9 protein-coding genes are annotated in these 13,561 nt (G+C 61.9%); all 9 read right to left on the bottom strand.

The genetic code is table 11. The features are described 5' to 3' along the window. Positions 1 to 26: 26 nt before the first annotated feature. From V6F78_RS07310 to V6F78_RS07270, 9 genes are read right to left on the bottom strand one after another with little or no spacing between them, the layout of a single operon-like run. Positions 27 to 530 carry a lipoprotein gene (locus V6F78_RS07310; RefSeq protein WP_047278824.1) on the bottom strand — a complete coding sequence of 168 codons (504 nt, stop codon included), beginning with the start codon at positions 528 to 530 and terminating at the stop codon, positions 27 to 29. A gap of 4 nt (positions 531 to 534) precedes the next feature. Next, a complete protein-coding gene (locus V6F78_RS07305; protein ID WP_047278827.1) occupies positions 535 to 1,269 on the bottom strand; it encodes a hypothetical protein in 735 nt (244 codons plus the stop codon). Positions 1,270 to 1,302: 33 nt separating this feature from the next. Further along, positions 1,303 to 2,850 carry a formylglycine-generating enzyme family protein gene (locus V6F78_RS07300; RefSeq protein WP_047278829.1) on the bottom strand — a complete coding sequence of 516 codons (1,548 nt, stop codon included), beginning with the start codon at positions 2,848 to 2,850 and terminating at the stop codon, positions 1,303 to 1,305. Next, positions 2,840 to 4,063, bottom strand: coding sequence for an ABC transporter permease (locus V6F78_RS07295; protein WP_048375183.1), 1,224 nt, complete (start codon positions 4,061 to 4,063; stop codon positions 2,840 to 2,842). The genes V6F78_RS07300 and V6F78_RS07295 overlap by 11 nt, the downstream gene beginning before the upstream one ends. Next, positions 4,047 to 4,751: an ABC transporter ATP-binding protein gene (locus tag V6F78_RS07290; RefSeq protein WP_169839496.1), complete on the bottom strand. Its 705-nt coding sequence runs from the start codon at positions 4,749 to 4,751 to the stop codon at positions 4,047 to 4,049. Before V6F78_RS07290 ends, V6F78_RS07295 begins: the two co-directional genes overlap by 17 nt. A gap of 10 nt (positions 4,752 to 4,761) precedes the next feature. Continuing rightward, complete coding sequence (locus V6F78_RS07285) at positions 4,762 to 6,705, bottom strand: vWA domain-containing protein (RefSeq protein ID WP_332727050.1); 1,944 nt, start codon at positions 6,703 to 6,705, stop codon at positions 4,762 to 4,764. Between the two features lie 41 nt (positions 6,706 to 6,746). After that, on the bottom strand, positions 6,747 to 7,778 hold the full coding sequence (locus V6F78_RS07280) for a hypothetical protein (RefSeq protein ID WP_332726918.1): 1,032 nt from the start codon (positions 7,776 to 7,778) through the stop codon (positions 6,747 to 6,749). A gap of 3 nt (positions 7,779 to 7,781) precedes the next feature. Continuing rightward, on the bottom strand, positions 7,782 to 10,490 hold the full coding sequence (locus tag V6F78_RS07275; RefSeq protein ID WP_048375189.1) for a putative virulence factor: 2,709 nt from the start codon (positions 10,488 to 10,490) through the stop codon (positions 7,782 to 7,784). Further along, entirely contained in the window at positions 10,487 to 13,558 is a 3,072-nt protein-coding gene (locus tag V6F78_RS07270) for a virulence factor SrfB (RefSeq protein WP_047278841.1), read from the bottom strand. The genes V6F78_RS07275 and V6F78_RS07270 overlap by 4 nt, the downstream gene beginning before the upstream one ends. Positions 13,559 to 13,561: the final 3 nt, after the last annotated feature.

The following is a 13,561-nucleotide window of genomic DNA, read 5'->3' as shown; positions in this document are numbered from 1 at the left end:
CTGCCGACCGGGTCAAGCAGAAGGGCTTATTCGTAACCGAGGCTGAATTGCAGCTGGTTGACTTTCTTTTGCAGCGCCTTGAGTTCCTGTTGCTTGGCCGCCATTTGCTTGGCGTTGCCGGTGCTGGCGGGCTTGGCTTGCGCGGCTTTGAGCTGCTGCTCAAGCGCGGCAATTTGCTGCTGCACCTGCGCCTTGTTGCCGCTGCGGGTCTTGAGCGAACCCAGCAGTTGGCTCAGGGACTGGTTCAGCGCCGCCTGGGACTTCTGCTGCGCCAACAAGTCATTGCGCGACGCCGCCTGTTGCGCGGCAATGTCCTGGTACACCTGATGGAACATCGCGTTTTCTTGTTGGGATTTGGCCAGCGCCGCCTCGTTCTGGCGGATTTGCTCGCTGTAACCGCCGCCCGCGTCGCAGTTCACTTTGGTGAACAGGCTGGCATCACGGTTCGTGGCATCGCATTCACCCGGTTGGGTGGCGCAACCGGACAACACCAGCAACGCGCCCACCCCTAGCATCAATCGTACGTTCATGGTCTCAACCCAACGTGATCGCGGAACGCTGGCTGTACAAGCCATCGACTTCTTTTTGCAGGCTCGCCACTTTCTCGTTCATCTTCGAAATGTTGGCGTCGATCTGCTTCAACTCAGGGGCGTTGCCCTGGGCGCGCTCGACTTTCACCACGTCGTTGTAGCCCGCGACTTTGGTCTGCATGTTTTTCACTTCGCTGCGCAGTTGATCGATGTTGCTGTCGATCGCGGCAATCTGCTGTTGCGCCTGAGCCTTGTCGATTTTTTTGCTGGCCAGGTCGCGTTTGATCTGGGCGATCTGCGCCTTGTCATCGTTAATCACTTGCTGAGCCGTGGCGGTGCGCGTGACGACCTTTTGCGTGTCCAACTGCACGTCGCTGTTGTACTTCTGCAAGCGCTGCGTGGTGTTGGCGTATTCGCTACGACGCTGATCCACGTAGTAGTTGGCCCCCATCGCCACCCCACACGCCGCCACGCCTGCGGCAATCATGCACACCGCTTTATTCCCGGAGTTGCTCAGGGCACAGGTCAACACCGCAGCCCCCGCGCCCATGGCGCACGCCTGATAGCCCGACTTGCTGAAAAACTCGGCATCGGTGCCCTGGGTCAGGCGCGGATCGGGTGCCGGAGCGCCCGAACCCAACATGCCACTGCCAGTGCTGGCGCAACCGGTCAGCAGCACGCTGGCGGTGAGCATGAAACTGACCAGTAACTTCGAAGAGGACCAGAGGCGGCGCATCATTGTATTTCTCCTTGTTGAAGCGGGTTTCAGGGCTTATTGGGTGACGGACTTGCAGCTGCTCAGCCAGGCGTCAGTGTCGATCTTCTGCTTTTGCAGGTAGGTCTTCTGATTGGCCCAGTGGGTGCGCAGGTACGGTTTGAGTTCTTGCAGTTGTTTGTTCTGGCTGATGATTTCTTCCATCACCGGCACTTGCGGCTCCAGCAACGGCTGGCCGTACAAGGACGCGGACTCCACCAGGCTGCTGGCGTAATAGCGGCTGAGTTTGTGCAGGCGGTCCTTTTGCTCGTCGAGCTTGCCCTTGCGCATGTCGCAGCTCGGGTCTTTGTCTTCGGATTCACAGTTGAGTGCGTAGTTTTTCTGCAAGAAATCCAGGTAGCGGCCGTCATCAAGCATCTTGGTGCACAGGAAAGCGCCCAGGTTGAGGCTGGCGCGAATGGCTTGGTCGCGGGTCTCTTCCTGCTGCTGGTTGCTGGCGCGCAGCTGGTTTTCCAGCGCTTGCAGCTTCTCTTTGAGGGCTTTGTCTTCCACCGCGGAAGCGAGGTTGTTCAACTCCTGAACCGTGCCTTTGTCCTGCGACGCGTCCCCTTGCTGGGCGCCCGTGCCGAGTTTTTTCCAGCTCTTCTCGATGCTGCCCACGCGCTCGCGGGACGTCAGGGTGGGCGACACCAGCACCAGGCGCAAACCGGTGGTTTTGTTTTTCACCTGGCCGTCAGCGTTGTAGTACGGCTCTTCCTTGCGCAACGCGGTGCGAAGATCGGCCTGCGGCGTCAGGTAGTTGCCGCCGCGCACCACGTAACCACCGGCCTGACCGTGCTGGCGGTCCAGTTTGTTCAGGCGGAAGGGTTCAAACATCATTTCGTCGGCGTTGCCGAGCATGTCGTGCAGGCCCAGCGGGTTAGGCTTTTGCAGCCCTGAGAGTTGCAGCTTGCCGTTGGACGACTGCGCGCCGCCAAACCACTCATAGGCATTCAGGCCGTCGGGCATCGGGTAGCGCGTGTCGCTGAACTCGGCCGCGCCGACTTCCAGCCCGCCACGGGCCGCGAATTCCCACTCGGTCTCCGTGGGCAGGCGCAGGAAGCCCAGCGCACCATCTTCTTTCGGCAGTTTGTCGGCGGCGTTTTTACGCAACCACAGGTTGTACTTGTCCCCGGCATCGATGGCCTGCACCCAACTCACCGCCACCTGCGGCAGGCGCAGTTTGTTCGACGGGGTCGGGCAGGTCTCGGCGGTCAGCGCCTGATACTGCAACTGGCTCATCTCGTACTTGGCCATCAGGTAGTAACGGGACTTGTCGTTCTTGGCACCGGTGAAGCTGCCCGCAATGAACGCGGGGCGCTTTTGCTCGACATAACCCCAGTCCGGGCTGTCCTGACCAATGTTGATCGGGTAATCGTCCAGCGGGCCGGTGACCGGGATGAACACCTTGCGAAACACCATCGAGCCGTCGCACGGCATCGGCAGCACCACGTCACTGGCGTCGGGCACAGGGTTGAAATACTTCTCGTCCCAGCCTGCCGCCGAAGCGTTAAGCAAGTAGCCGAAGCTCAGGGATGCGAGCAACACAACACGTTTATAGCTCACGCAAACTCTCCGCAGGTTGGATGCTGATGGCCCGCAGCGCGCCGATCACGGCGACCAGTGCAGCGACCAACAGTGCAATCAGCAGGGCCGCCAGCCCGTGCCAGACAGTGATGTGACAAACAAAGGTGCCCGTGGCCTGACTGCTGCCGAGCAGGTGGTCGAACAGCAGGCTGCCAACCCCGTAAAACGCGAGCCCGCCGAGATACCCGGCAAGGCTTAACAGCATCGCCTGGGCGATCACGAACCCCGCCACCGCCGGGCTGCTGAAACCGAGCAGCCGCAGCACGGCGAGGCTTTTGCGTTTGCGGTCGATGTTGGCCAGAAACGCGCCGATCATCGACGCAATGCAGCCGATCAACGCCGCCCCGGCGATCACGCCAAAAATCAGACCCAGCACGTGGTTGATGGCTTTGACGTTGTCGATGTCGGCCAGGCGGCTGGACGTTTCAATGTTCTGCCCGTTCAACCAGCGCTCCAGCGGCGCGACGCCATCCACGTCGCGGGCGTACACCCGCGCCCTGGCGTAGAGCGGTTGCAGGTGGCCTAGTGGCTGACCGGTGTCGAGGCCGAACGCGGGCACCTGATAACCGTCGCGAAACCGCTCCAGCGCCAGCAGCAACGGTGGCGCGACAAACCCCGCGGCCCGGCCGAAACGGGCGGCGTCGAGCACCGCGACCACCTGCAAGGTCAGTTCGCCGCGTTCGTTGATGCCGTCCAGACGCCGGGTTGCGCGCAAACGCACGCTGTCGCCGACCTTGGCCTGCAAGCGTTGCGCGGCGCGGTCACTGAGGATCACTTGTTGGCCGCTCAGGTGGATCTGCGGCAGGTTGAGCAACGGGTCAGCGGCCTCGCTGGGGATAATTTCCGCGTTTTCGACAAAGCGCTGCAGGCCGACCAGCAAATCAGCCTGGGTGTTGAGCGAGCGGGTCTGGCCAATGGCAAAGCCGACTTCGGGTTGCTCACGCAACCGCGCGATCCAGGCCGCGTCGTAATTGCCGCTGCTGAGCATTTTCACTTCGAGGTTGCGCGGGTCGCTGAGCAGTTCGTTCTGCAACTGGCTGACCACGCCGTGCTTGAGGCCAAACAGCAGCAACAGCGGCGCAATCACTGCCACCAGCGAGGCAGCAATGCAAAACGACACCTTACGGTCATGCCAGAGGTCGTCGACCGCCAGCTTGCCGAGCAGGCCGAGACGGCTAATCCATGGCTTCAAACAGCGTTTCTCCCTGACGGCTGATCGCGCCCAGGCGCGGTAAGCCAAAGTCGCGCACCAGCGCCCAATCGTGGGACACCACCAGCGCACTCAAGCCAAGCTCATTGACCAGGCTCAGTAACAATTCGAACAGGCGCCGGGCGCTGTGGGGGTCGAGCGCGGCCGTCGGTTCGTCGGCCAGCAACACCTGCGGCTCATGGGCGATGGCCCGCACACAGGCCACCCGCTGGCGCTCGCCGATGGACAAGGCTTGGGGCAGCTTGCCCAGCAAACCGTCGAGGCGCAGTGCCAGCACGGCCCGATCCACCTGCGCGCTGTCGGCGGGCATGCCGAGCAAGCGGCGGGGCAGGCTGATGTTGTCGCGCACGCTCAAGAACGGCAGCAAGCCGCCGCTTTGCAGGATGAACCCCAAGTGCCGCGAGCGTACGGCCGACAAACCGGGCTGGTCATTCGCGGCAAGCATCTGCGCGATATCCAGCGAGGCCGTCGCCGGGCCGAGGCGAAATCGCCCCAGCTCCACGGGCTGCAATAACAAGCCGATGGCTTCGAGCAGGGTGCTTTTGCCGCAGCCGCTTTCGCCGGTGATGGCCAGAATTTCTCCGGGCTTCACCTGCAACGTCGGCAAACGCACATTGTGCGCCTGGGCGCCGCTGCCCCGGCGCACCCACATGTCCTGAATATCGAGCATGGGCGTCCCGTTAAGGCATCATTTCCAGCGGCACCGGGTACACGTTGTCCCGTGCATCGCTGTCTTTGGCCAGGGCCACCCAACGGTCCACGTCCGCGTTGTAACGCTGGTAGTGGCGCAGTTTGGTGCTCAGGTTGCGGATAAAGCGTTCTTGCGCCAGACCGTCCCAGCTCTTCCAGGTTTCTTCGTCCAGGTTGAGCACTTCGCTCTGGTACGGCAGGTCTTCGAGGTACTCACCGAGCACGCCCATGTCCGCCAACTTGGCGTTGCCGTTCTGCTTGAGCTGGTTGGGGTCGGCGCCCATGGTCGCCGCGACCGAACGCAGGCGATCAAACATTTCCGTCGGTGAGATCAACCCTTCGTTGGCCGCGTCCAGAATCTGTTTCATCACGTCGCTCAAATCGCTGAGCTGGGCTTTGGTCAGCAGCACACGCACATCGGTGGTGGGGATGTTTTGCTTGATCAGGTCGCGGTCCGTGATCCACGCCTCAAACACAGGCGGCGCCTGGCTGTTGGTTTTTTCACCCAGATACGCCAGTTGCATGGCATGACCGATCAAGGCCGCGTCATCGAGCATTTTTTGCTCGGCCGGATCTTTCTGAACAGCCACGTCCTGCTTGGCATTCAACGCGCTGCCGATGGCGTCATCGCCCATGTAGGCGGCCTTGACCTGCGCGGTGATGGCACCGGCCAGCGCATCGACCTTCTGACCGAACGCCTGCACGTCACCGGCATTGACCGGGTAGTACAGCGAGGTGTTGGTGCCGGGGTAGGTGGACAGGTTCTGGTACTGCGCCTCGGCCTTGCCGTGATCCTTGATCCCGGCCGGGGTTTTGAGGTGCAGGGTGTAAATCGCCACGCCAGGGTTGGCCGCTTCAAGGCGAACCTGATCGGCGCTGAGCCCGGTGCTGCTGAGCTTGTCATCGCCTTCAAGGGCACCCGCGTCGGTAATCAACACCACATACCGGGCGCCGAACTGTGACCAGTCGACCTTCTCGATGCTGTGCATCACACCGGCATACGAGTCTTCGTCGAAACTTTTGCTGGAGACCTTGGCTTGCTTGAGGTCCGCGACTTTGGCCAAAAAGTCTTCACTGCCGGTGACCTTGTTCGGGTCGGCGTACATTTTGGTCACGTATTCCAGCCCCGGCACCGCCTGGGTGTTGGAACGAAACGCCACCAGGCCGAACTTGACCTGATTGCCCAGGTTCTCGCTTTCGATCTGTTTGTAGACCTTGCGAATCGCTTCGCGGGTGCGGTCGATGTACGGGTCCATCGAGATGGTGGAGTCGATGACAAACACCACGGCCGCACTGAATTCTTTCAATTGGCTGGTTTTCACCGCGCCCGCGTCAGCGGCGTTGGCGGGGGCCGCTTGCACCGCTTTGTCCTCGGCCTTGCTCACCGACGAGACGTTGAGCAAACGCGTGCGGAAGCCTTCTTCGGTCATGACTTCTTCGCCGCTCAACACCGGCAGCAGGTAGAACTGCTTGTGCAGGTCGACGAAGTATTCCGGCTCCTGGGCCAGTACACCCGGCGCCAGCGTGCCCTGTTTGAGTTTGGCCCGCAGCGGCGCCACCTTGCTCACCGGGTCGGGCGCGTCGAGGATGCCTTCGAGCGTGGCGCGGTCCTTGAAGAACATCAGTCGATCACGGTTGGCCGGGTTGGTGAAGGCCAGTGTCAGCTGCATCTTCCAGTCCGTGGTGCAACTGGCCGGCAGCCAGCCGATGGTTTTGCCGTAGCTGTCAGGCCCGACCTTGAGCCACTGGGCATTGCCGGCGTCGGCCCGCTCGTACACGTAGAAACGGCTGAATGTCGGCTGAACCGCCCCGGCGGCGCCACCCGCGCTGCTGCTCAGTGCGCAGCCCGGCGTGGTGAGGACGCGCTGGAACAGGGTTTTCTTGCCTTCCTGAATCAGCGGCTTGTCGTCGGCCCAGGCCAGCGAAGTGCCCATGCACAGGGCCAGCAGGGCGCTGGCGGCCAAAGCAAAACGGCTCACGGCTTCAACTCCTCAAAACGCGCCTTGGCGTCGGCATTGTCCGGGTCCTGGCTGAGAATGGTTTCGTACCAGTAAGCGGCCGTGGCTTTGTCCGGCTCGGCAAAGCAGGTGCTGGCCTGATGGAATTTCGGGTCGTACTCATGGGCGTAGGCCATGGCGATGGGCAGATCACCGGCCTGTGCACGGTTGGCGTACAGCCGCTGGGCGACGCCGCAGTGGTTGTTGGCCTTGGCGACGTTGATGATTTCCAGCAGTTCGGCGCTGCCCGGCGCTTTTTTGATGCAGGTTTGCACAAACGTCAGCTCGGGCAAGGTGCTCATGCTCTCCAGCGTGCAGGCTTCGGCGCCCGTGATTGCCGGTGCAGGGGCGGGGGCCGGTTCAGGCGCAGGCGCTTGGGCCGCCGGGGTTTTGTTCAGCCAGAACCAGGCGCCCACCGCAATGGCCGCCAGCACCACCAGGGCGATGATCAAAGGCAGCAACCAGGATTTTTTGCGAGGCACAGGCGGGGCCGGGGCCGGGGTGGGTTCAGGGTCTGGTTGCGGGGTGACAGGTTCGACGACCGGCTCCGGCTCAACCACGGGCGCGGGTTCAGGCTGCGCCGGGGCGGGCGGAGGCGGCAGCTCGCCGGTGTCCTTGTGCTCGGGCAGCTTTTCTTCGGTGTTCGCTGACGACGGTTGCAAGCCCACCGCCGGTTTCAGCACCCCACGGTCGCTGTACCCGCCACCGCCCTGTTCGCGCAGCTCGATCATGAACTGGGCATTTGCCCCGCCTTCGAGCACCGGGTCGATCAGTTGCGGGCCGACCACGGTTTCCAATTCTTCTTCAGTGGCCCCCACGCTGAAATGCGCGACCTTGAACCAGTACGGGCTGTTGCTCCAGTGCTGGTCGCCCTGAAGGAAGTGGCCGTCCTGATTGCGCTGGATCGAAAACTCCAGGCACTCATGGCCGCCTTGCCATTTTTTGACCGACAGGCAGCCCTGACCGGCGATGTGGGGTTGCAACTTGAACAAGTCGACTCGAATGGTCATTGCTTATCTCGCAGGGAACATCTTGAGCACGTGGCCCAAGCGTTCATTTTGTTCTGGAGTGATTTCATTACCGGAGCCATGCCCGGCGTTTTCCATCGTGATGTAGGCCACGCCGCTCAGCCAGTCGCCCAAAAATTGCTGGGCCTGATTCGCCGGTTGCGCAGGCAGAATCGGCAGCTGGTCCGGGGCCACGTCGCCGTAAAACGCAAACAACGCCTCGCGATTTCCGGCATGGCTTTTCGGGCGCTCGGCCACAGGCTTTTGGGTGTAACCGAACCAGGCCACGAAGTCGCTCAGTACGCGCTGTACTTCCAGCACCTGACGTTCAACCATCTGATCGCGGCGTGACCCGCTTTGCGCGCGTTTGAGCACAGCGTCGCGCAGTTGACCGGGCAGATCGAGGCGATAGCCGCTGGTGATGAGTTCATCCACCAGCGCCTCAATCGATGGTTTGTCCAGTTGCAGCACGTCCATCAGGCCCTGACGGCCCGGGATCGCACGCAGGTAGGCAATCCAGTCCTTGAACACCGCACGGGCGAATTTGTGCTCGTTGCTTTGCAGTTCCGGGGCCTGGTTGGCCTCGGCCGCCGCGGCGACCGGCGCATCGAAGTCCACCGACAGATCCCCGAAGCTGTCACCGAAATCAAAGTCGCTGCTCGGCGCGTAGAGCTGCGGCTTTTTCTCCACCACCTGGTCGGCATCGTCTGCCGGTTCGCTGTCGTCCTCGTCATACACACCGTTGAGGTACAGCTCGCGGATGTCTTCGTTGGGCAATTGCAAGGTGTTGATCAGCTCGCCCAACACCGGGCCGCGGCGCTTGAGCTGGGCCAGAATCATCTGCGCCTGCTCGCGCTTGGCGGCGCTGGCGTCATCGCCATCGGCACGGTACAAGCGGCTCAAGGCCTTGAGCGTGTCGCCGTTGAGCGTCTGTTGCAGTTGTTCGCGGATGCGGCTGAGTTTGAACTCCAGCCCCGCCAGTTCGCTGAAACTTTCGCTGAACCGGGTGATGCCGCCATCGTTGAGGGTCAGCATCGCGTCCCACGCCTGATCGACGTCTTTGACGTGCTTGCTCACCAGCTCCGCCTTGACGAAGGTCTTGCGCATCAGCGTCAACTGCTCGCCGCAGCTGTCGGAGAATTGCTGCTCGTCCTTGCCCACAAGGTTGATAAACGGCGTCGGCATACGCGGTTTACGCACCAGATAGGTGTTGTTGAACGCCTGGTCGTTCTTCCAGTTGGCCATCCACGGGAAGCTCTTGAAGCGCTCCAGCATGGTGCGCGTCATCATGCTTTCCCACTCTTCGTCCAACTGAAGCGCGGTTTTTTGCAGGGACTGGGCGATGCACTTGTCGAACATGGTCAGGGCCCAGATCAGGCCGGTCGCACGGCCCGCACGCTCTTGCGCGGTCTTGCCCTGAGTGACTTCAATCCAGCGGCTGAGCACCGGGCCTACGTCATTCACGTCGCTCTGGTTGGTGGAACCGGTACACACCACCAGCGCGTTCATTTCCTGATCGTCGGTGTAGCGTTCGAACAGGTAGGCCACCTTGCCCCGCAGGATCAATTGCGAGACCGAGTTTTCCTGACCGTTTTCGCTGGAGATGCTGCTGATCTGACGTCGCCCGCGGTAGCCGGGGAAGTCGAGCAGGTCGACTTGTTCAACGATTTTCGCGTTCGGGGTTTCAACCAGCCGAAAGGTCATTTCCGCCGTCAGCGCCGCCAGTTGGGCAATGGGCAGGGAGTTGGGGTTCTGCAGCCGGCCGTCGGTGAACGGACGCACTTCGACCGGCAGATCCTGCGGGCTGGCGAAGCGCTCCAGGATGTCGACGCTCATGATGCTGTTGCGGCGGCTGTATTCCTCGCCCTGACGCTCCACCAGCACCGACAGCGGCGCGAACACGGTGGCGGGCATGCCCAGGCGGTTCAGTGAACCCGCCAATTGCTGATACACACGGGTCAGCGCGCTTTGCTCGCCCCACAGGATCGAAAACAGCTCGCCACGCTCCTGGAAATTCAGGCGCGGGGCCAGCTTGATCACTTTGGGCCAGTAGTGATGGGTCAGGGCCTTGAGGGATTTTTCGAAGCTCTTGTTCAGGTAATCGAGCAACGAGACCACGTCGTCAGCGTTTACACCCGGCTGCAAAGGCCCGGTTTCACGGCCTTCGAAGGGCTTGAGCGCTTTGCGGATGCACTCTTCGTCGATGACGTAATTGACCTTTTCCTGATCAAAATCCTTGAACCAGGTGTTGGCCAGAATTTTCGCCAGCTCGATTTCGTTGAACAGTTTGAGCTCGACCGGGAAGTTATCGTCTTCGCTCTTTTTCGCCAGACGGCTGAAACGCGTGACCAGCCCGGTGGCTTCTTTACCGCCGCCGCCGGGGTTCACGTGCTCGATGAAGTCCATGCGCTGAGGGCCGAAGTCGGTTTCCAGCGTGCCTTTGGGGCCTGCGGCGAGTGCCGAAATCAGAAAGGACTTGCCCGCCTGCGACAAGCCGAAAAACCCGGCCGTCATCGGCGTGGTCGCCACACGGCTCAGGCTCTTGGCCTGATTGCGCGCCTTGTGCAGTTCCAGACTGAGTGCGTCGGCTTCGCTGTCCAGGCGCGGGGCGGTGACACGGGTTTTCTCAACCCAGTCCAGCGCCTGACCGGCACCTTCATACACCGCGGCCCAGCTGTCACGCAGCGCTTGTTGCTCAGGGGTCAGGTTGCTCATTTGCGTTTTACGCTCCCGCTGTCCAGCCAATACTTGTTGTCGCTCAAGCCCGCCACCAGCAACGTGTTGAGTTGCAGCAGCAAGTCACTTTTGCGGAACTGCTTGTCGGTGTTCGATTCCACCTGGTCGATACTCAGCAGGTCACTGAGCTGTTCCTGACGCTTCATTTGCGTGGTCGGCTCAAGCACTTTGAAGGTGACCTTGACCACCGGCATCTCGCCTGCCACCACCGGCCGCGCTTCGGAGAAACGCTGACGCCCCGACGGCGTGAAACTCAGGGTGTACAGCGGCGAGGCGGACCAGCGTTCGGCCGCCAGTTGGCGGAAGCCCAACCGCATGTCACCGCGCATTTCCAGCGCAGGCGTGCGGGCGTCGAGGCCCTCACCGATTTCAGGCAGCACGATGCGCCCGTCCGCCGACTTCAGGTCGCGGTACAGCACGTCGGCGTCGGTGATGATGTTGCTCAGGTCGATCACGCCCAGGTGCTTGATGGTCGAATAGGGCTTGAGTGCCGAAGAACGGAAGTAGAAGTTCGGCACGCTGTGATTGGCGCACAGCAGGCACAGCATGGCGCCCACCGAGGCGGTGCTTTTCGGGTCGTCGATCAGGCCGTTCTTGTGGAACGGGTACCAGCCGCCGGTGCGGTAGTTTTGCAGCGCGAGAATGCGCCCCGGTGGCAGCGGCAGCATTTTGCGGATAAACGCTTGAATGCCCGGCAAGCGGGACGGGCGGCCGGTCAGCAGCAACATGTCGCACGGGTAGTGGGCGATCACTTCACACAGCGCACCGAGGATTTTGGTGATGTTGATCTGGCCGTTGAGGAACGCGCCATGCATCACTTGCAGGTCAAAGGTAATGGGGGTCTTGCACAGGTCGAAATCGGTCTGGCCGCCCAGCTCGCGGCGTACCGCGCTGTTCACGTAATCGAGCACGCTCTGGCTGATGGCGTCTTTGCCCAGCAGCTCAAGGTAGGTGTGGGTGCTGGCAACGACCGGGAACTCCGGGTTGTAAAGCTCGTACTGGCGCAGCAGTTCCAGCCCCAGCGGGGTGAACACCTGCAAGTTCAGTTGCTGGCGCAGCACCATGTCTTGCGCGCTGCCGGACTCGGCGCCGCACAGGCGCGACATCAGCGAAGCCGGGGCTTTTACGCCCGCATCCTGCAAAGCCTTCTCGAAGCTGGGCAGGATGAATTCCTGAATCACGTCGAGCAGGATGTCGTCGCCCGCCACCTTGAAGCCGTCCCGGAAACGCTGTTCCGGCACGATGTGCACGTTACTGCCGCTGGTGGCGTTGCCCGCACGGTCCAGCCGATAGTCGGTGATGACCAGGTCAGTGGTGCCGCCGCCGATGTCGATGGTGGCCAGCGTGATGCGCTCACGGTCTGTCTTGCCGGGGCGGGAAATGGCGTCGAAGAACTCTTCAGGATGGCCCGCGAAGTTTTCGTTCACTTCGGTGTAGAGGTACACCAGTTGCCCGCACGACGCCTCGTCCCACTCCACGCGCACTTTGGGCAGCGGCGTGGTGGACGGCGCGGCGTCCTGATCGTAAGGGTCCAGTTCATCGGTTTGCCAGTTCAGGCTTTTCCACACCAGGCCGATGGCGTGGCGCATGCGTTTCTCAAGGATGCTGCGCTCGGCCTGCGGCATGCCCGGCGGCACGGTCAGCGTGATGCTGTTCAGGCGACGCGGCACGCGGGTATGACCCTGACGCGAACGCTGGGCAGGGCTGTTGATTTGCATCAGTGCCTGCGCCAGCACTTCGGCCAGCATGAAGGTCATCAACGAGCTGCGTGAGTAACGCGGCATGAACACGGGCAGCTGTTCGTCAGGGTCGAGGCTGTACAGCGCGTCGCCGGTCTCGTTAATCAGGTGCGAAAACGGCGCGGCAGTGGCGAACGGCTCCTTGTCGGTCTTGACGTAGGCGCAGTTGAAGCGCCAGCCGTGGTCGTACGTGTTCTCATCCCACAGATAGCGTTTGGGGCTCGACAGCCCGGTCGACCCTTCGGTGCCACGGCGACGGCTGGCCAGGCGCCCGGCTTCTTTGCCCACGCGGGCGATGGTGGCCCACTGGAAGGCATCGTGACGGCCGCTCTTAACCGAGCAATGGTCCTTGCCGAACGAGGCTTGCGCAAACTCGACGCGGCTTTCGAACGCATCGTTGTAGGTGTGCTCGGGGGTAATCAGGTCACGCAACTCAAGCACATAGTTGTCCTTGAGGCCCGAACCGGTCTGGCCGTGGTCTTCGATGAGGATCCCACAGGTGCGCGAGTTGCCGACGTCGAGGACCAGGTCCACCGGAATCGGCGGCGTGACACCGCTGCCGTGGCTGGCCACAACCTTGAGTTCCGGCACTTTGACCTGCGGCGGCGGGGTGGTGTTGTCACGCGTGGTGCACGGTTCCATGAACAGGCTGAGCAGGTTGAGGTAGTGCGCCTCGGGCCAGCCTTCCTTGATGTCTTTTTCCAGCTCGTCACGCGGGGTTTTCGCGTTGCCTTCCTTGAACACCTCCAGCAGCCATTCCTTGACCCAGATCTGATCGAGGAACCAGCGCGCCTGCTGCGGCTTGCACGCCAGTTTGAAGGTGACGCCCGAGCTGGCGTCGTCCTTGTTGGGGCCCAGGTAGAGGCTGGTGTCGTGCTTGTCCATGGTGCGGGTGTCGAATGCCAGCGTCAGGCGATGGGTATTGCCATCGACATCCGGCTCGGCCAGGCGCACCAGGCGCATGCGCGACCAGTTGGTCGGGCCTTGATCAAAGGTGTACGGCGGGCGGTGACGGAACACCGGAATCGGCAGCCAAAGCCCGTCGTAGAGCTGCAGGCTGCTGTCCATGCTGATGTTCAGGGTGCTGCGCGCTTCGACGGTTTTGCCTGGCTCGCTTTCGTAAAAGTAGCTGGTCAGGCCATTGCGTTCGCCTTCTTCAAGGCGGCACAGCAAACCGTTGGTCAACGGCGCGAAGTCACCGGAGGGCAGCTTTTTCGGGTCCAGCCGCAGGGCGAAATCCATGAACTGGACGCCGGTGTCACCCACGAGGATGACGGTGTCTTCAAATTGGGTAACTTGAGGCAGCATGTC

Origin of the sequence: Pseudomonas sp. ESBL9, assembly GCF_036668715.1 — a bacterium.
GTDB classification, from domain to species: Bacteria; Pseudomonadota; Gammaproteobacteria; order Pseudomonadales; family Pseudomonadaceae; genus Aquipseudomonas; species Aquipseudomonas lundensis.
Note: the sequence above shows the minus strand (reverse complement) of the source record. Positions and strands in the feature narration are given on the sequence as shown.